General features: G+C 41.4%; 15 protein-coding genes and 1 tRNA gene. 10 read left to right on the top strand and 6 right to left on the bottom strand.

The window, feature by feature from the left end:
• The first annotated feature begins 20 nt into the window (after window positions 1-20).
• Together VB620_RS07175 and VB620_RS07170 are read left to right on the top strand one after the other, a co-directional pair.
• Window positions 21-491, top strand: coding sequence for a hypothetical protein (locus tag VB620_RS07175; protein WP_323195450.1), 471 nt, complete (start codon window positions 21-23; stop codon window positions 489-491).
• 274 nt (window positions 492-765) lie between these two features.
• Window positions 766-1,155, top strand: a complete 390-nt coding sequence (locus VB620_RS07170) for a pentapeptide repeat-containing protein (RefSeq protein ID WP_323195449.1) — start codon at window positions 766-768, stop codon at window positions 1,153-1,155.
• Between the two features lie 71 nt (window positions 1,156-1,226).
• On the opposite strand, the gene VB620_RS07165 is transcribed toward VB620_RS07170, so the two are convergent.
• Complete coding sequence (locus tag VB620_RS07165; protein WP_323195448.1) at window positions 1,227-1,430, bottom strand: hypothetical protein; 204 nt, start codon at window positions 1,428-1,430, stop codon at window positions 1,227-1,229.
• Window positions 1,431-1,693: 263 nt separating this feature from the next.
• Between VB620_RS07165 and VB620_RS07160 the strand changes: the two genes are divergently transcribed.
• Window positions 1,694-2,566 carry an S-methyl-5'-thioadenosine phosphorylase gene (locus VB620_RS07160; RefSeq protein ID WP_323195447.1) on the top strand — a complete coding sequence of 291 codons (873 nt, stop codon included), beginning with the start codon at window positions 1,694-1,696 and terminating at the stop codon, window positions 2,564-2,566.
• A gap of 121 nt (window positions 2,567-2,687) precedes the next feature.
• On the opposite strand, the gene VB620_RS07155 is transcribed toward VB620_RS07160, so the two are convergent.
• Both VB620_RS07155 and sat read right to left on the bottom strand, forming a co-directional pair.
• The gene (locus tag VB620_RS07155; RefSeq protein WP_323195446.1) at window positions 2,688-4,826 is read right to left on the bottom strand and encodes a caspase family protein; all 2,139 of its coding nucleotides are present in this window, start codon (window positions 4,824-4,826) and stop codon (window positions 2,688-2,690) included.
• Window positions 4,827-5,011: 185 nt separating this feature from the next.
• Complete coding sequence (sat, locus tag VB620_RS07150) at window positions 5,012-6,190, bottom strand: sulfate adenylyltransferase (protein ID WP_323195445.1); 1,179 nt, start codon at window positions 6,188-6,190, stop codon at window positions 5,012-5,014.
• Between the two features lie 171 nt (window positions 6,191-6,361).
• On the opposite strand from sat, the gene VB620_RS07145 reads away from it, so the two are divergent.
• The 3 genes from VB620_RS07145 to VB620_RS07135 all read left to right on the top strand — a co-directional run bounded on the left by VB620_RS07145 (window position 6,362) and on the right by VB620_RS07135 (window position 9,972).
• Window positions 6,362-7,009: a Uma2 family endonuclease gene (locus VB620_RS07145; RefSeq protein ID WP_323195444.1), complete on the top strand. Its 648-nt coding sequence runs from the start codon at window positions 6,362-6,364 to the stop codon at window positions 7,007-7,009.
• A 194-nt stretch (window positions 7,010-7,203) separates the two neighbouring features.
• A complete protein-coding gene (locus VB620_RS07140) occupies window positions 7,204-7,647 on the top strand; it encodes a hypothetical protein (protein WP_323195443.1) in 444 nt (147 codons plus the stop codon).
• Entirely contained in the window at window positions 7,648-9,972 is a 2,325-nt protein-coding gene (locus tag VB620_RS07135; RefSeq protein ID WP_323195471.1) for a tetratricopeptide repeat protein, read from the top strand.
• Window positions 9,973-10,457: 485 nt separating this feature from the next.
• Here the strand turns inward: VB620_RS07135 and mnmA are convergent, their stop codons facing one another.
• Entirely contained in the window at window positions 10,458-11,513 is a 1,056-nt protein-coding gene (mnmA, locus tag VB620_RS07130; protein ID WP_323195442.1) for a tRNA 2-thiouridine(34) synthase MnmA, read from the bottom strand.
• A 328-nt stretch (window positions 11,514-11,841) separates the two neighbouring features.
• Between mnmA and VB620_RS07125 the strand changes: the two genes are divergently transcribed.
• On the top strand, window positions 11,842-12,495 hold the full coding sequence (locus tag VB620_RS07125; RefSeq protein ID WP_323195441.1) for a hypothetical protein: 654 nt from the start codon (window positions 11,842-11,844) through the stop codon (window positions 12,493-12,495).
• Window positions 12,496-12,613: 118 nt separating this feature from the next.
• Entirely contained in the window at window positions 12,614-14,161 is a 1,548-nt protein-coding gene (locus VB620_RS07120) for an NAD(P)H-hydrate dehydratase (protein WP_323195440.1), read from the top strand.
• A gap of 33 nt (window positions 14,162-14,194) precedes the next feature.
• On the opposite strand, the gene VB620_RS07115 is transcribed toward VB620_RS07120, so the two are convergent.
• A tRNA-Lys gene (locus VB620_RS07115) sits at window positions 14,195-14,266 on the bottom strand.
• 118 nt (window positions 14,267-14,384) lie between these two features.
• On the opposite strand from VB620_RS07115, the gene VB620_RS07110 reads away from it, so the two are divergent.
• Entirely contained in the window at window positions 14,385-17,159 is a 2,775-nt protein-coding gene (locus VB620_RS07110; RefSeq protein WP_323195439.1) for an nSTAND1 domain-containing NTPase, read from the top strand.
• A 70-nt stretch (window positions 17,160-17,229) separates the two neighbouring features.
• Window positions 17,230-17,847 carry a hypothetical protein gene (locus VB620_RS07105; RefSeq protein ID WP_323195438.1) on the top strand — a complete coding sequence of 206 codons (618 nt, stop codon included), beginning with the start codon at window positions 17,230-17,232 and terminating at the stop codon, window positions 17,845-17,847.
• A gap of 39 nt (window positions 17,848-17,886) precedes the next feature.
• Here the strand turns inward: VB620_RS07105 and VB620_RS07100 are convergent, their stop codons facing one another.
• Complete coding sequence (locus tag VB620_RS07100; protein ID WP_323195437.1) at window positions 17,887-20,085, bottom strand: caspase family protein; 2,199 nt, start codon at window positions 20,083-20,085, stop codon at window positions 17,887-17,889.
• Window positions 20,086-20,119: the final 34 nt, after the last annotated feature.

The raw sequence follows: 20,119 nt of genomic DNA, 5'->3' as shown, positions 1-20,119 counted from the left end.
TTACATCACAAATAAGACTCATGAAAAAACAACAACTCTCTCTTGCTCTCAGTTTGGCCTTGTTTGGTTGTCTAGTGGGCGCGCCCATGAAAGCAAATGCTGGTAGTGGTCCTGTTACCGGAGGTTCCTTTTTTAACTTTCTGGGAAATATACGAGGAAGTATTAGCGGTTTCACAGGTTTCGGCGGAAGTGGTTTCGGTTTCAGGTTTTCACAAAAAACTCAAGATGAATTGAATGTAGTTGCTACCAAGATATTGGAGGAATACCAAGATGTAAATATGCTATTTGCTGTAGTTCAAAATAAATCACTGATGGAAAATGGGGAAAGTCCTATTGTAGATATCAATATGCTGAATGCTGCTATTGTTAATTACAATAATACTGTAATGGAAAGTAGTCCTGAAGAACTGGAACGATTAGCAAAAGATCCAGAGTTTATCAGAACTGGTAAGATGCTCAAGGAATTAAGGGCTGTTCTGAAGAATAATTAACTGAATGCGAAACTCCCCACCTTCTCTATAAGATGCTATGGAAAGGATTTTACCAAGGTGGGGATTCGTCAGATGTCAGGTGATGATTATAAAATGCTCGGTAAATATGGGTGTTATTAAGAAAGAGATATTAAAATAAGCATTATCATTATAAAAAATAAAGAAAAGCTAATAATATCCCGATTTTTGATTATCTGTGAATTTGGTGATTAGCAGTTTGATGATTAATTGGTGTGGTGTACAGAAATCATGAGCATAACTGTGAGGCGTTTCTATGTCAGAAAAAAATTCTCCAGAGATTATTAATAGTGCTGTGACTCTGTTAGCTAGGTATGCAGAGGGGAAACGCAATTTTAGTGGGGCAAGCTTGGGTGATGCTGACTTGCAAGGTGTTGATCTGAAAGGATCTGACCTCAGCTACTCTGATTTGAGTGAAGCTAATCTCAATGGTGCGAATCTCAGAGGTTGTGATTTAAGTTTTGCAAATCTCAATCAGGCTAATTTGCAAGATGCTAATTTGCGTGGTGCTTTATTATTTTCGGCTGATCTGCGTGAAGCTGATATTCGGGGAGCGAAACTGGAAAAAGCAGATTGCGATCGCAGTACACATTTTCCTGAGAACTTTGATCCAGTGTCTGTGGGATTGCAGATTAAAGAAAGTTAATTAATTTTCGGAATATTGGTGTAATTATACACAACTATATTTTTAGTGAATGTGTAGATAAATAGATAATTTCAATCTACTACTTTAAGTAATCCTCGTTGCAAAGCATCAAATACTCGACTGATCTGCTGTCTTTCTTCTTCATTAAAACCTTCTTTAGATAGGAGTGTTGACATTAATAACTGCTGATCGTAGCGGGTAATTCTGCCAATAGTGAAGATATGCTTTAACAGCTTCTCCAACGGTATTTGCTTTGAGGAAACATTACTTTGCATATTTTTTCTGAAAAAAGTATTATTAGTCCTATAGCTTATAGCTTATAGGTTTAATATAAACCTTTTTACTAAATATGCCCTTAGTAGCACCACGGAATAATAAAGAATAACTAATTTTCAAGTACAGAATAAATCAGTATTGTCCGCATAGATAGAACCACTGAGGAATACACAATAGCTGATTATGACTGTTCTGCCTCCCTTTCTATACCTCCTTTTAGGTAGAATAACCAGGGAACTCAGTCAAAAGTAACTTAAAAATCATGGTATCAGCTCAAATTGGGATTATTGGTGGTAGTGGTTTATATAAAATGGCAGACCTTAAGGATGTGGAAGAGGTACAAATTGAAACTCCTTTTGGTTCGCCTTCTGATGCTTTGATTTTGGGAACACTGTCAGGAACGAAAGTTGCATTTTTAGCCCGTCATGGTCGTAATCATACTTTATTACCTTCTGAATTGCCATTTCGCGCCAATATCTATGCGATGAAGCAAGTGGGTGTAGAGTATTTAATTTCGGCTAGTGCGGTGGGTTCGTTAAAGGCTGAAGCAAAACCTTTGGATATGGTGATTCCAGATCAGTTTATTGATAGAACTAAAAATCGGGTTTCGACGTTTTTCGGTGAAGGAATTGTGGCTCATATTGCCTTTGCTGATCCGATTTGTCAAAATTTAGCTGGGGTGTTAGCTGATGCGATCGCATCTTTAAATTTACCAGATGTGGTTATGCATCGTGGTGGTACTTATGTATGCATGGAAGGCCCCGCATTTTCGACTCAGGCGGAATCCCATCTTTACCGCAGTTGGGATGCAACAGTGATTGGAATGACCAATTTACCAGAGGCCAAGTTAGCCAGGGAAGCGGAAATTGCTTATGCAACTTTGGCACTGGTGACAGATTATGATTGCTGGCATCCAGATCATGATAGTGTGTCGGTAGAAATGGTGATTGGTAATTTACAGCGCAATGCCGTTAATGCTCAAAAGGTAATTCAAGAAACTGTGCGACGTTTGAGTGAAAATCCACCGATAAGTGATGCTCATTCGGCGTTGAAGTATGCAATTTTAACTCAGTTGGATAAAGCACCTGCGGCGACTAAGGAAAAGTTGGGGTTATTGTTGCGGAAGTATTTGTAATTATAGCTATAGTCATCTCCCCCAACTCCTTTCCACAGATGGAGAGGGGAGACACAGAATAGCTGTCATAAGTAATTAACCAGACTTCACCCCACAGGTATGGAGAACAGAGAGAGAAAATTTAAGCTACTTGAAAATCAAAGTTGAAACTAGCCCAATTTTTGACATCTAATATATAGGAGTCAGTTAATGTAATGTTAATGTCGGATTTGACTGCACTAGCATTATGCAAATCTTGTAACAATACTTGGGCGATTTCTAAAGGTTTTAATAATGCTCCAAAGGGTCTTTGATCTGTGATGGGATACTTGGATTTTTCTAGGTATCCTAATGTTTCTTTAAAGGGGGCGGTGCTGAGAATCATTTGGTGTTCACATTCATAAGCTGGACCTGGGATCATCCATTCGGAAGAGGTCACGGCTTTTGGTAATAACAGGGTTTCACCTGGTGGAATAACTACTTGTTGAAACGGGGGCTTGGTGTTGAGAAAGGTAGACTCTTCAGATTGCCAGGGATAAAAGGCGATCGCATTCATCTTATTCTTTAATCCTACCAGCATTAAATATATCGGGCGATCGCTCTGATTCTGCAATCGGTATTGCATTCGACTCCCAATCGGGACAATGGGATTAGTCAGGGCTGTCAGCAGTGATTTTTTTTGCTGTTGTTCTGGGTTCAGACTGCGTGTGGTTTCCCGTTCCATGACGACGCGGGGGGATAAATTGTTAATGATCTCCAGAGTGGCTTTAATTGGTAACTGGGAAGAACCTTCATTTTCTGTGAGTCGCCATAACTTTGCGGCTAAGAGAGTGGGTAATTTTGACATTAACCTTTGTACTAGCAATTTCACAGCTTCCCCGGATTCTCCAGATGTGTTGGGGATCAGTTGGCCTGCGGGAGTGAATAAACCATAGCGGTTAGAAGTTGCTGAGAGTTTTCCAAACACACAATCGGCTGGTTGTTCTCCGGCGACAACTGTCGAAATATTCTCAATGGCGGCGAAAGCACTGGTAGCATCTACTCGCTCAATTCTTTCCAATCCAGTATCTAAACCAACTATCAAATTTAAATTTCTGGGTAATACCCGCACTGCTTCTTGGCATAGTTGTCCCACTTGTAGCGGGGTTTCTGGTTTAATTTTAGGGATTTGGGCTTTGGCGGTGAGGCCAGTGCGCGATCGCAATATTAACTGCTCTCCTGTTAATAGGTTAAACCGGGAATTAGCTCCATAGTTTTCTAATACTTGTGGTGGTAATCCTCCTAGAAATAGCTGGGCTGTTCTACCATCATCTTCTATAGCTCGAATCACGCCCTCAGCCCCTACTGTGAGGTTGGGAAGAAGTAAATTATCCACAGTTAAGGCTTTTTGGAGATTTTTCTCGTCATTATCCCATCCTGGCTGCTGATTGCTACCCAGCTTATGCATATAGCTTGCCACATGGGAAAGGCTGAATTGAATTGTCGTTGCTGGTGTAGTTTCCCACAAATATCGCGTTAAGGCGTAAGTAAATAAGCCAGCACTAAATCCAGAAAATAATATTTCCCTCGCTAACTGTTGAGTGTCAGAGGTCGCAGTTAACACAAGTTCATTACTGGGGTTAGAGTTTTGACTTCTGAGTTGTTGTAAAAACTCTAGTTCCTCAATTGCTAGTTGTGCTTCTGGTAATTCTGGGCGGGCGCGAATACGCCATCCTGTGGACTCGACTTTGCTAGGAGCATAATAACTGGTATCTAATACAGCTGTTACTCGTTCTGTAGGGAGCGATCGCAACAATAGCCGTACTGTTTCTTCTAATATATAGTTGACTATTTCATCTTTTTGTGCATCTTGAGGATTAGCTGGAACCAAAGCATTCTGCACAGTATCAATAAATCTGCCTGATTTGATGCGCGTACCATAGCCACTGAAGTGGAATAATGCCACATCACCAGCTTTAACTTGCTGTCCCAGGTGTGCCAAAAAAGCCTCTTCAATAGATGTCCTGGTGGCTTTTTCTGCCGTTAAAGTCAGGATATCTGAGGCGAGGAAGCCAAATCGATGAATTAACAGTTCTTTTTGCAGTTCCACATCGGTGAGACAACCAGCCAATGCAGGACTTTTTTGATATTGATTAATGCCAATCAATAATGCTAATTTACGTTGACTAGGCTGTGCTAAAGCTTGAGAGTAGCGATCGCTTAAAGTCAACCACTGAGCTTCAGTCACACCCAATACTGCGAGTATAGAACCAATCCGTTGTAAAAAAGTCCGACGCTTCATAATTAGCCATCAGTCCTCAGCCCGTCAGCTAACAGCTTATAGGGCTGAAGTCTGTAGTGTAAAGTTAAAGTTTATACGATTTGCTGATTATTAGTTATCAGTCATCAGTTAGCAGTTATCAGTTATCAGTCAAGAGACGTTTAAATCCCCCACCTTATACCTTGATACCTGTTCCCTGTTCCCTGTTAACTGTTAACTGATTGTTGCATAGCCCGCGCCAACTCCGCCGCCACTTCCGGACGGGAAAATTCTGGTGGTGGTAATTCACCACGGCGCAGCATTTCTCTGACTTTGGTTCCTGAGAGGTGAACCCGTTCTTCTGGCTTACTGGGGCTAGTTTTACTAGTAGCCATTTGTTTGCTGCGTGTGCAGTAAAAAGCGTGTTCAAACTTCATTGGCACAATACCCAATTCACCAGGCTCAAACTCGTCAAAGATGTGTTGAGCATCATAAGTGCCGTAATAATCACCCACACCAGCATGATCCCGTCCCACAATAAAGTGAGTACAACCGTAGTTTTTCCGGACTAAGGCGTGAAAAATCGCCTCTCGTGGCCCAGCATAACGCATGGCAGCTGGATTAATTGCTAAAATCACTCGTTCTTGGGGATAATGGTGTTCCAGCAAAATTTCATAGCAGCGCATCCGCACATCAGCCGGAATATCATCTTCTTTTGTCGCTCCTACCAACGGGTGTAAAAATAAACCATCAACGGTTTCCATTGCACACTTTTGGATATATTCATGGGCGCGATGGATGGGGTTACGAGTTTGAAAACCAACGATAGTCTTCCAACCCTTGTCCCTAAACATCTGTCGGGAAGCGGCGGGATCGATTTGGTAGGCGGGAAATTGGGAATGGGGATCGCGTTGCAATAACCAAATGTCACCAGCCAGATTTACAGAACCTTGATTATAGACTACCTGCACACCTGGATGTTTAGCGTCATCAGTGCGATAAACATTAATAGCCTCCTGATTTTTATCGTAGATATACTTTTGCGTTAATTGCAAAACTCCGATAAACTCACCGCTCAGGTTATCCAAACGGATCAGATTACCTTCCTGGAGAGGGGAGGCTATTTCTTCGGTTACTGACAGTGTAATGGGTATTGACCACGCCACTCCATTCGCTAGCCGCATTTCTTTGACGACGCGGGTGTAGTCTGCTTGGTTCATAAAACCCGTCAGTGGACTAAAACCGCCGATAGCAATCATCTCTAAATCAGAAACCGCCCGCGCATCGAGTTGGATACGTGGTAAAAAGTCGGCTTTTGAGAGAAATTCTGCCTTTTGTTCTGGTGTAGCGATACGGTTAACCAATTGTCCACCGTGGGGTGCAATGGCATCTGGATGTTGACTCAACGTAATCCCCTCTTTGACTTAACTGCAATTGTTTCAAACTATGTACTAACTTACCAAAATGCTGCTACGCAATTGACAAAGAGTTTGAGAATGGAGAGATGCGATAAATTGTGTCTGTAGAAGAAAGGGATAAGTTAGGCTTGAGTTAATGTATTTTACAGGCGGTGAAATATGACGGCTGTATCCCCTGTTGTGAAACCTGTTAGCCAATTACGGTTAGCACCTGGTAGTACAGTGACTATCCAGGATGTGAGTTGGGAGGAGTTTGAGTCTATTTTAAGAGAGTTGGGCGAAAAGCGATCAGCACGTATTGCTTATAGTCAGTCAACGTTAGAAATCATGGTTCCTCTACCTGAACACGAAAAGCCAAAGGATTTACTTTCCGATATCGTCAAAATTTTACTCAAGAAGACTGGGAAAAAATACGAACCCTTTGGTTCAACCACCTTCAAACGGGAAAATATCGCCGGGGTCGAACCAGATGCTTGCTTTTATATTCAGAATTACCAAAGCATGATTAGCCGGCGACGACTAGAACCGAATGATCCTCCTCCCGATTTAGCCATTGAGATAGATGTCACTTCTAAAACAACCCTCGATGCTTATCAGGCGATCGCAGTTCCTGAGTTATGGATTTACGATAATAGTAAGCTGACTATTTATTTACTTGAAAACGGGCATTATCTTAAATCTGATCATAGTCCTACTTTTCCCTATATCCCTTTAACGCAAATTATACCTGCCACCGTGGAAAGGTCTTGGCAAGTGGGAACTGTGCAAGCTTTAGAGGAGTTTGTTGATCAAGTTAATAGTTTCTAGTGGCGTAAATAAAGCCACCATATTTACCTAGTTAAGATTGCAATTAAGCGTATAAATCCAGGACTTACGCAACAATTGCCAAAAATATTGATTTATCAAACCGCCAAGCCGCCAAGAACGCCAAGAAAACGTAGATTATGCGTAAGTCCTAAAATCGTATATTGTATAAATACTGTCTGAAAAATTCACCAGATATGGTTAACCTGACTTTAGACGCAGCGCTGGCGATCGCAAATATTGCTTGTAGTAAGTTCTTTGAGTCAAGTTTCGGTAAGTTAGGCGAAAAATTTACGGAAACTGGAGTGCAAAAGATTGGCGAATTATATACGAAGATTCGGAAGAAACTCAGTGGTAATACGGCTGCGAATAATGCTTTAGCTGAAGTGGAAAAAGGTAAAGAAGATGCGTTACAGCGAGTTGCAGTTTATCTGTTAGATGAGATGCAAGCTGATCCTGATTTCGCCCAGGATGTAAAAAAGATTGCTGATGAAATTAACATTCATCGGGTGGAAGACAACAGCAGCCAGACTCAGAACAACTATGGTGGGCAGAATTATCAAACGAAGACAGGCGATCGCAATAATAATACATTTGGTAATGTCACTCAAAACTACTATGGAAGTCCGCCACCCGATTGACTGGATTCGTCCGTAGGAAAACGGATAAATTCAAACACCACTAATTCTATTATTAACTCGCTACGTCCTAATACTAGCTATTGGCAAGGACGGACAGATGAACTTGGGCAAATGCAGCAATGGATACATTCAGACAAGGTAAGGCTTATCGGTGTAACGGCTGCGGGTGGTTATGGAAAGTCGGCGTTAGTTGCGAAACTCTGTGAACAATTAACAGATTTTCCCCAGCAAATTTGGACAACTTTTAGTGATGCGTATCCTTTTGCAGTTTGGGGACGTTGGTTGTTGGATGAGTTGGGAAAACCAGCGCCAGAAAAACCAGAAGATTTGTTAATTGCTGTTTGCAATTGTTTGCAAACGGAACGATATTTACTGGTACTGGATAACCTGGAAACCTTGCTGCAAAATGAACAGGAAAGGCAGACTTATCTACAGTTTTTGCTACATTGGTTTAGTTCTAGCAGTAAGAGTGTAATTTTGCTGACTAGTCGGGAAAAACCAACTTTACCAAACAACACCCTCAACCAAAGTCATTGGCTACCACTATCTGGACTTTCCCCAAATGCCGGGGTAGAGTTATTGCAAGCGTTGGAAATTCAAGGTTCAGAATCGGATTTAGTCGCATTTGTCAATCAGACAGATGGACACCCTTTATTGCTGAAGCTGGTAGCTGGATGGCTGAAAGCTGAGGAGGGAGAAGAAGCGGATATTAGTCTTTTGCAAGCAGATATTTTTGATATATTAGGTTTGCATCAAGGTAATCCAGAGATGAGTATTGCTAAAATTCTGGATGCGAGTCTGCAACTTTTAGAACCCAGTTTACAAAATTGGTTGCACTATTTGAGTGTATATCGCCTGGCTTTTGACTGTTCAGCAGCAATGGAGATGTCTTCGGGTAATTTCGCTGACGAGACAGAAGTAAAATCACAGCTGCGAAAACTAGCAAAACGTTCTTTATTACAAGAGAAGAAACAGCAAGGAGTGTGGAAGTTTTATTTTCCACCGTTAATTCAAACTTATTTACAAAAATTATCTTCACCAGCAGCGCATGAATACGCCATCGCATACTACGAAAAATGTCGGAAACCGCAACTTTTAACTACAGATAAACTGGATGATGTGGCGGAATATCTGGAAATTTTTCATCATCACTGTGAACTGGGGGAATATATCCAGGCTTTTTCTAGCATCTATTACTGTGAAAATAATCACGATAATTGCGATGAATTTTTGAGAAAAAATTATTATTTTCCCATTCGGTTGACATTGTATGAGCATTTATATCACGAATGGCAGCAGCCGGAGAATAGAGATGAATTAAAGCGCTACAGTGATTTACTTCAAGTTTATGGCGATGTATTGCAGTTTCTCAACCGCCGTGATGAAGCTTTAGAACACTACGAAGATGCTTTAAAATTCTACCGCGAAATTGGCGATCGCTTGGGTGAAGCTAATACATTAAAAGCCATTGGCGATGTTTTGCAGTTTCTCAAACGTAGTGATGAAGCTTTAGAACGCTACCAAGAAGCTTTAAAATTCTACCGCGATATTGGCGATCGCTTGGGTGAAGCTAATACTTTACAAGCCATTGGCGATGTTTTGCAGTTTCTCAAACGTAGTAATGAAGCATTAGAACACTACCAAGATGCTTTAAAATTCTACCGCGAAATTGGCGATCGCTTGGGTGAAGCTAATACTTTACAAGCCATTGGCGATGTTTTGCAGTTTCTCAAACGTAGTAATGAAGCATTAGAACACTACCAAGATGCTTTAAAATTCTACCGCGATATTGGCGCTCGCTTGGGTGAAGCTAATACTTTACAAGCCATTGGCGATGTTTTGCAGTTTCTCAAACGTAGTGATGAAGCATTAGAACGCTACCAAGATGCTTTAAAATTCTACCGCGATATTGGCGATCGCTTGGGTGAAGCTAACGTTCTGCAAGAGTTTGGTAAATTACAACCAGAACCCCAGTCAGCACTCAAATATCTCCAGTCAGCACAAACCCTCTACATCCAAATTGGCAGCGTTTATAGTCAAAGTCGTAATTTGCTGTTTATCGCTGATATCCAATCAAAAATGGCAGATTTAGATGGTGCAATTAATTCATTAAATGATGCAGCTGCACTCGCCAGCACCATTAATTATCAACCATTTCAAGAATACGCCCAAAAGCGCATAGCCATAATTAACTCTCTACTCTCCTTTTTTGCACTAATAGCATCATGGAAAGATAGACTCAAGCATTTGTTTGAGCAACGGTGGTTAAAATTGGCGCTGTGTTTTTTACTCGGCTTAATTACTTTTCTGCTGCTACGCCGCTAAACACAAAATTAGTCAGGAATATTTTTGCTGAAAAGGGTATATATGAGCGCACCTTTTCCATTATCTATATAATACACTGTCAACTCATAAAAAGTCAACAGTCTCAGCCCAGATTAACGTGAGTTCGACGGACATCAAAAACCCCTCTCCAAACCTCTCCCCTGCAAGGAGAGAGGCTTTAAAACCTTGATTCTTCCGTTGGCAACTAGTAATTTTTCTGCCCCTTTCCGCGTCGGAGAGGGGTTGGGGAGAGGTTCATCGAATTCACGTAAATTAAAGCCATTGAAATTTCCGACTTTTCACCCTGTGGAAACCTAACCCCCCAGCCCCCTTCCCTACTAGGGAATGGGGAGAATTTAAAGCCTCTCCAATATAAAAGTTTTGCCTTTTCCCTCTCCTTGTAGGGGAGGGTTAGGGAGGGGTAGGAGAGAGGTTTGGAGAGAGGTTTGGAGAGAGGTTTTCGGTGATTAAATTGCGCTGCCTAACTAACTAAATTGTGCAATAATCCCGCCACCTAAAACTTTGTCGCCGTCATACCACACAGCAGCTTGTCCAGGGGTGATGCTGAATTGTGGTTCATCAAACACCAAACGCACACGGGAGTTTTCCAGAGGAATCACTGTGACTGGTGTGGGTTGAGAACGATAACGAATTTGCACTTCGGCGCGAATGGGTGTGGATGGTTCAGCGATAGAAACCCAATTTACTTGATTGACTGTGCATTCAGGCTGAGTTACCTTGGTGCGATCGCCTACAACCACTTTATTATTAACTGCATCTAATTCAATCACATACAACGGTTCAGCCGCCGCAATTCCCAAACCTTTACGCTGTCCAATAGTGTAATGATGGACACCATCATGTTGTCCCAAAACTTTGCCACCGACATCCACAATATCCCCCGGTTTGGGTGCAAGATATTTATCCAGAAATGCCCGCATGGAACCGTTGCTTTCCACTAAACACAAATCTTGACTTTCTGGCTTATTCGCAGTGGTTAACCCGTATTCTGCGGCAATGCGGCGGGTGTCGGCTTTTTCTAGTTGCCCTAGAGGAAATACGGTGGCGGATAGTAAATCCTGAGACAAATCATACAGAAAATAAGATTGGTCTTTGTTACGGTCAACAGCTCTTAATAACTGGTAACGTCCAGTAGTTTCGTCATAGTTAATTTGAGCATAGTGACCAGTAGCAATGCGATCGCATCCTAACTTTTCACGAGCATATAGCACCATAGGCCCAAACTTCACCGTTTTATTACACTGAGAACAAGGCAGAGGTGTGATTCCAGCGCTGTAACCAGTCACCAGAAAATCAACAATCTCGGTTTGAAACACCTCACGAATATCCACAACCTCGTGGGGAACCCCCAACTGTTCACAGATATCAGCCGCGTCGATCATTCCTTCAGAGCAACATTGACCCTTACCTTTCATTAACCAAAGGGTCAAACCAATTACTTCATAGCCCTGATGATGCAGAATAGCTGCGGCGGTGGAACTGTCAACACCACCAGAAAGACCAACGACGACTTTTTTCATATAATTTTTTTAAGCTATTGGCTGCTACTGATAGAGATAAAAACCCATCCTCAACAGCTTGATGGCGAAATATTGACTTTACTTCTTACCTGGATTTTTATCTAATCCCAGAAACACTACAGTTTCGGGACTCTCCAATTGTAGCACATACATCTTCAAAGCCTTGCTAGTCAAGCACTTCAGTTTGCTAGTTAACTAACAATAGCTTTCTGCCTATTTTGAATGTATTCATTGCCACTTGAATATACTACATATATAAAAGATACTTGCTATAACAGTGCATTTATTGCTTTCAAAAGAAGAATTATCTAGGAATCTTGTTACTACTATGTACAGTCACGTATCAGGTAAATTTACCAGCTTTGAGATTATACCCTTGTTTTTGGGTAGTTGTTTGGCGTTGATGCCTCAAACTAGTCTTGCACAAACACTACCTAATGTTCAGCCAGCAGTGGAATTTAATCAGTATACCCAGAATTTTCAGCGTTATTTAGTGTACGTTGATAGTGGTAATTCCCAAACTTTGCAACAAGTCCGTTTGATTGTACCTGATGCTTATATTCGCCAGTACCAAGGGCGTACTATCATTCAGTCGGGAATTTTTGGTGAAATAATTAATGCTCAAAATCTGGCCAGACAACTACAGTCATACGGCATTAATAATGCTCGAATTGTGAATTTTAGTGATGGTCAAGAAGTTAGTTCGGTTAATTCTGGGCAATCTTCAACGTCAAACTTTCCCGTTCAGACACAAGGTTCAGCCTACTATGCAGTGATTCCGGCTGATTCCATAAATGTACCCTTGATTGCAGACAAGATTAGATTGAGTAGTGGATATTCTGATCTTATATTGGAAAGACAACGACCACGAGGACCACACGTCGCAGTTGGGCCTTTTACTAAATATTCAGTAGCCGTGGAATGGGATAAATATCTGCGAAAGTTAGGATATCGTAACTCCAGGGTTTATTACGGTAAGTAGATTTTATTACATTCAATTTCAATGAAGGGTGGGCAAGACTTGTACTCAGGGTAGTCGAAATGCCCACCAAAAATTAGCACAGGGATTCAGAGGAAGAAGAAGCTGAGGATTCAAACTGATGCAAGCTAGACAAGCACAGGTTTCACAGGTGGTAGTCACTGCTAGCCAAATGCGGGATATTGAAGGGCGAATCTTTGCGGCTGGAATGCCTGTGGCGGCTTTAATGGAAAAGGTGGCGGGATTAATTTCTCTGCGTGTTCAGGCGGTGGCGGGATCTTCTGTGGGGATTTTCGTCGGTCCTGGTCATAATGGGGGCGATGCTTTGGTGGTCGCCCGTGAGTTACACTTTCGCGGCTATGAGGTGTGGCTATATTCTCCTTTTTCTAAGTTTAAGGAGTTAACTTCCCAGCATTTACAATATGCCCAAAGTTTAGGGATTAAGTGTTATCACGATGTTGAGCAGTTACCGGATTGTGATTTTTTGATTGATGGGTTGTTTGGGTTTGGTTTAGAAAGACCAATTACTGATCATATTGCTGTGGCGATTAATCACCTCAATCAATGGGGTAAGCCGATTTTGAGTATTGATATCCCTTCAGGTATACACACTGATACAGGTGAAGTATTAGGCACTGCTATTCGAGCCACTCATACTTTTTGTTTGGGTTTATGGAAGTTGGCTTTTTTACAAGACCAAGCTTTAGAATATATCGGCAAAGCTGAATTAATTGATTTTGATATTCCTGGGGCTGATGTGCAAGCTGTTTTAGGGAATCCACCGCAGATTAAACGCATTACTTCTGTTACAGCACTTTCAACTTTACCTTTACCTCGCCCAGCTGTAACGCACAAGTATAAGGAAGGTCATTTACTGTTGATTTGTGGTTCCCGTCGCTATGCAGGGGGGGCAATTTTAACGGCTTTGGGGGCGCGTGCTAGTGGTGTGGGTATGCTTTCAATTGCTGTACCAGAATCTTTAAAGCCTATTTTAGTGTCGCATTTGCCGGAGGCTTTAATTATAGGTTGTCCAGAGACGGAAACTGGGGCGATCGCACATCTGCAATTACCTGAAAATACTGATTTGAGTTCCTTTAGGGCGATCGCCTGTGGTCCTGGTTTAACAGTGGATGCTGCGCCCATTTTCCCAGAGGTAATTAACAGCGAGATTTCTTTAGTCCTCGATGCTGATGGTTTGAATATTTTGGCAGATATGGGAACCATCCCCACATTAGAAAAGCGTCAAGCGCCAACAGTTCTGACACCCCACACAGGGGAATTTCAGCGATTATTCCCTGATATTGCCGACCCCAAGTCAGACAGAATCAAAGCAGTGCAAGAGGCGGCGGTGCAAAGTGGGGCTGTGGTCTTATTAAAAGGGGCAAGAACTGCGATCGCCAACTCCCAAGGTGCAATTTGGGTTAATCCTGAAAGTACCCCAGCCTTAGCCCGTGGTGGTAGTGGCGACGTATTGACCGGGTTAATTGGGGGATTATTGGCACAAGCTGCGACTAAAGAAATACCTGTAGAGGATATCGTCGCAACCGCCGCTTGGTGGCATTCCCAAGCCGGGATTTTAGCCGCCCAAGAGCGCACAGAATTAGGTGTCGATGCCTTTACCTTGACTCAATACTTGATGCCAGTTATCAAAAATCTAGGCAACAACTAGGCAATGCCCAAAATCTAATAATCTGAAACGTAGTGGGTGACCTGAGACTCGAACTCAGAACCAGCAGATTAAGAGTCTGATGCTCTACCATTGAGCTAGTCACCCGCAAACAGAACCTCATCTTAGCATATTTCTATGAGACTTGCAAGAGGAGAACCAAAGAACAAATCATCTTTAACCAATGGGATCATTTCCCGGATTAACAGCGTGAAGCGGATACCTCATGAATAAAAATATCTATGTCAAAAAAATTTTGATTCTAGCAGCAAATCCTGATAATACTATTCGCTTGCGTTTGGATCGGGAAGTAAAAGAAATTGATGAAGGATTACGACGAGCAAAGAAGCGAGAGCAATTTCAATTAGAACAAAGATGGGCAGTGAGTTTGCGGGACTTTTACCGAGCAATTTTGGATGTTCAACCCCAAATTGTCCACTTCTGCGGACACGGTGCTGGACAGGATGGTATTGTCCTGGAAGATGAGACTGGACAGGTGGCGTTTGTGCCGGCAGATGTCCTAGCCAGTATGTTTAAACTATTTGCCCAAAAAGGTGTAGAGTGCGTAGTTCTGAATGCTTGTTATTCAGAGTTACAGGCGCAGGCAGTTAGCCAATACGTTAATTATGTGATTGGCATGAATAAAGCTGTGGGTGATCAAGCCTCTATCGCCTTTGCTGTGGCATTTTACGATGCTATCGGCGCTGGGGAAGAGGTAGAGTTTGCTTATGATCTGGGCTGCTCTCAAATGATCGGTTTTTTAGAGCATCAAACTCCTGTTCTCAAGAAAAAAGAGTTAATCGAGTTAGTTAATACTTCCTTTAACACAGAAATTATTCCCCCTAACCCCTACCAAGGGTTATCTGCTTTTGAGGAAGAGGACGCACCTTTCTTTTTTGGACAAGAGAAATTTGTTGATAGTTTAGTACAAGCAATTGACAAACAACCATTGGTAGCTGTGGTTGGCCCTAGTGGTAGTGGAAAATCTTCTGTGGTATTCGCGGGGCTGGTTCCTCAGTTGCGAAATGAAGAAAACTGGTTAATTGAATCTTTCCGTCCAGGAAATGAACCTTTCTATCAGCTTGCCTTTGCCTTAGTGCGGCAATTAGAACCGGAAGTTGGTGAAACTCAACAATTGCGAGAAGCTGTAGGATTAGCGAGTGATATGCAGCAGGGTAAAATTACTTTGCAACAGGTAATGTCTCGCATTATAGAACTTAACCCTAACAAACGTTGTTTGCTGATTGCAGACCAGTTTGAGGAACTATACACACTTTGTCAGATCAAGGAAGCACAGGAAAGTTTTGCTGATACATTGCTGAACGCTTTTCAGCAGGAACATCTCACATTAGTCTTAACTTTACGAGCTGATTTTTACGGCTATGTACTTTCCCATCGTCCCTTTCGAGATGCCTTACAGCAATTTACACCACAGTTACTGAGTTCCATGAGCCAGGAAGAACTACGCTCAGTAATTGAACAACCTGCCCACAAGCTAGAAGTACAATTAGAGTCTCAATTAACACAACGTATCCTTGATGATGTAGGGCAAGAGCCAGGGAACTTGCCATTGTTAGAATTTGCTCTCACCAGGCTGTGGAAAAAACAGCAAAACCGAGTGCTAACTCATCAAGCCTATGACGAAATTGGCGGTGTCAAAAAAGCCATAGCTGATCATGCCACTCAGGTTTATCAACAACTCAGTAAAGAACAGCAACAACAGGCACAGCGAATTTTCGTGCAGTTAGTACATCCAGGACAAGGAACAGAAGATACTAGGTGCATTGCTACCCGTGCGGAAGTGGGAGAGAATAATTGGGGATTAGTCAGTTATTTAGCAGGACATCAAGCACGTTTATTAGTAACTGGAAATCGTGAACAGGAAGATACCGTTGAGGTGGTACATGAAGCTTTGATCCGGGAATGGGAAACCCTACAAAAATGGATAAATGCTAATCGTCAGTTCCGTACTTGGCAAGAGCGGCTCAAGGTAGCATTACAGGAATGGAAAAATAGCAAACATGACACTGGGGCTTTGTTGAGGGGTGTACCCTTAGCTACGGCAGAAGATTGGTTAGACAAACGCACAGATGAATTGACTCAAGAGGAACGAGATTTCATTCAAGTTAGCGCTCAACAACGGGATAGGGAAAAACAAGAACAAGAAAACAGGCGACAGCACGAATTGGCTTTAGAACGACAAGCAAAATCTCGACTGCAATACTTGGTAGTTGTCTTATCTGCTATTGCTAGTATTACTACAGGTATTCTTGCCTATCCTCTCGTATTACGCTGGCAAGCAGCTAGGCTGGGAGAAATGGTAACAATTTCATCTGGTGAATTTATTTTTGGTACAGATGATCCTAAGTCCGATCTGGGCGAACAGCCCGAAAGAACCGTGTATCTTCCAGAATTTGAAATTGAAAAGTATGAAGTCTCCAATCGTCAGTATCACTTATGTGTTAGAGCCGGAGATTGCTATTTACCTGTAAAAGGGCTGATTAGATTCAATGACAAAAGGACTTTAGACCATCCAGTTGTCGGGGTTACAGTTATTCAGGCAAACCAATACTGTCGTTGGTTGGGGAGACGCTTACCAACAGAATTAGAATGGGAGCGAACTGCACGAGGTTTAGAGGGTCATTTATGGCCGTGGGGTAATAAAAACCCAACACCTAAATATGCAAATATTGTTATTGGTAAAAACGAACCAAGAAACACCAAACCTGTCAAAAGTTATCCTGAAGGTCGTAGTATGGAAGGAGAAGTTCACAACCTAGTAGGCAACGTTTGGGAATGGACGGCATCTTATTCTGATTGGTCTTCTGACTCTGATCAAAACAAGCATATTTGGGATGGCCAAGTGGAAACATTAACTTGGGATAAGCCGCTAGCTTTACGAGGAGGTAACTGGAAAAACATCATACCAAGAATTACGTATCGCACAGGAAGTTTACCAGACAGTACTTATGACAAAATTGGTATACGCTGTGCTAAGTAATAATGAATATGGTACTTTGTGTATTAAACTTAAATAAGAAATAATACTTAAATATTTTCTCTAAAAAAAAATGTCTGAATTAAAATCTTTAGAATTTTCGCCTCCGAAGCCTTGTTATGAAAGTATTGCCTACTTTGATAATGATAAGGGACAAAAGTTTATTATTAAAGTCAGTAGCTATGATCAAGCATCTGTCGAGGAGTACACAAAAAACTTACAAGCTCACTTAGAATATGTTTCAGAAAATGTAACTGTTACTTCTAACTTAGCAACCGAAAATACTTTTATTGAAGAAGAAACTGAAACAGACCCTACTGAGACGCAATTACAGAACAGCCTTGAAATTGTTATCAAAGCTAATCAACCATTAGGAATGGAGCAACCAAAATCTCTGAGTTTTCGCTTGTCAAATTTGATGGAAAGTGTTGATATTGATGAGAAAGAAATAAAATTCGCTAAGATTTTTCCTGCCCAACAAGGGACAAAGATAACTATTAAAGTAACTAGAGGAATAGTATCGGCTCAACTTTTGAAAGACAAAAAGCCTGTACCAAGACAAAAAATAGAAATAGCTGCTGGAGACGAAAAGCACTTTGAAATTCCTGTAAATTCTTCTGACAAGTACTCTGTTGCAATTACTGGGATCGCTAAGATTACAAGCGAATATGAAATTAACGGAAATGCCTAGTTACGTGAAATATGATAGTAATCTATAGGCTGTAACGCTCTACAACTGTCTCACAGCAAGTTTCACCTGCTCCGTTATCCAATTATCGCTGGTATAAGCCGCCGCACTCAACTTTCTATTCGGGGGTTTTTCACTAGCAACAGCCGCCAACAATTCTTCCAGAGGATTACTTGTTGCTCTCCATGCACGTGTCACCCTACGAGGTTGGTCTAAAGCTGGTAATTCTAGACAACGGAAATTAGTTGCACCTACAGTTGCAAACACCTTAATAAAATTCACACCTTCTTGATATCCATCTGGAAGGCTAGTATGGATGCGAACAAATGTTTCCATTCCTGAATCTAAAGGTTCAAAGTCAGCCGCACCGCTAGGATATATCTGAGAAATACTCCAATCTGGCTGAATTGCTAAAACGGTAATATTCAAAATTTGAGCAGACTGATTACGAATACGTAGAATGACGTTTTCATCAACGTTCAGAATAGGATAATTACCAGAAGTATTCAATAGTAATAATTCATGTCGATTTTCTCCTTGGCATAACTCAAATTGCAGCTTACCTGCTAAAGAAGACAAGGGATCATTATTATTTAACTCTAAAGTGGCTTGATATTTAGCTAAGTGTACCAAGCGGTTGACCACTTTACTAGCAGCATTTAATTCACCTACAATTAATGATGGTCGCAAATTAATTAATTCTCCCCCAGCATCAAGAATTTCATATTCGCCTTGTGTATTGACAGATACTTGATAACTGACAGGTTCATCACTAGGTTTATCAAGAGACAAAAATTCTACCCAGCTATTGCCTTCAACTCTTGTTTTTGCGGCTTTGACTGCTGCCAAGGCTTCTGTAATATTTATACCTGAAGTCAGTTGATTATCTGTAGAGGATAACAGGCGTACCCTGCGGACCAGCTTTACACTAGAACTAAGTTGTAAGGCATAAGCTCCATCTTGAATCATTCCTGCTTTTAAAGTAGGTACTGGCTGAATCGGTGTACGAATCACCTCTTGTTTTACCAGAAGTTGAGTAATTTCTGCCCAGGATTCCTCAGCATTCAATTCTACAATTTTAACCAGAGCAACTCGCTTGTGAGTCTGGGTTAAATCTGTTGTGCCTAATTCGTAGATAACAAACTCTACACCTCTACACAAACCTTGTGCTTTCCCCGCTTGCAACAGGACTCGATTATTTGCTACATCTACTCTTTTAACAATCACAGCAGAGGGAGAAACTATTGATTGTCCACTGAAAATAATGCGATCTCCCTCACCTTGCAACATAGGTGTTTGCTGTTTAAACTGGCTATTGATTTTTGCCAGGATACGTGAGTGTAATACCTTGTAAGTAATTTCATTTCCCAGTGTTTGCAGAGAGTCCAATAGCCAATAAGTCAATGCACCGTTGTGTTCTTTACCATTGAAAGGATACTCATACGCATACTCATTATCCCGACAAGCAGCTAATAAAACATAGCCTTGGGGTTGGGGTAACCAACCACTGGTGGCTGTCAGATTGCGAGTTACTACTTGCCCTTGTGTTAACTGTTGCCAGTTTTGCACTAATTCTTCAGCAGATGCAAGTAGACTATTTTGGGGTCGTAGTGTTGTATCAATGAAATTACTACTCAAACCGCGAATTCCAGGCTCATCTACTCCTCCCCTTGTTGCACCTCCAGAATGACAACTGTCTAGCACCATTGTGATAATTAACCCTTTATCCACCATATTCTGGAGGATTTTTGCTAATTCTAAATCACGAATATAGCGGCTTTCTGAGTTGCCAATATTCATCGGTACAATGACCTCATCAACACCGAATTTTCCTTTAACTTCTGGATAAATTGTTACCGCACGTCCACCGTGACCGGAATAGTGAATGTATACTTGGTCTTGAGGTTGAGCCAATTCAATTAATTTTTGAAATTGAATAATAATATTCTCATAGGTTGGTAACGTTTCCCCAGTCTCTTTTGGCTGACTAGGAGTATCCGAGTGAGAAGCTGTTAATTTAAAAATTTGCAATTCTGGTACTTGCAGGGTTTTTTTCAAAAAAAATTCTACATGATTAATATCGCGTGAACATCCCCAAAGGCTTTTGTAAGAAGAACCATCAGGTAATCTGTTTGGTAGATAAGCATCAATCCCTATTAATAAAGCGAAGAATTTGGAGGTAGGTTGAGCATCTGTTGTAATTAATTCATGTTGCATAAACTGAGAGGATATTTTACTCATATCTTGCACCTAACCCATAGAAAACAAATAATAT

Origin of the sequence: Nodularia harveyana UHCC-0300, from assembly GCF_034931085.1 — a bacterium.
In the GTDB taxonomy this organism is placed as follows: Bacteria; Cyanobacteriota; Cyanobacteriia; order Cyanobacteriales; family Nostocaceae; genus Nodularia; species Nodularia harveyana.
This window is presented reverse-complemented; position numbering and strand designations above follow the sequence as displayed.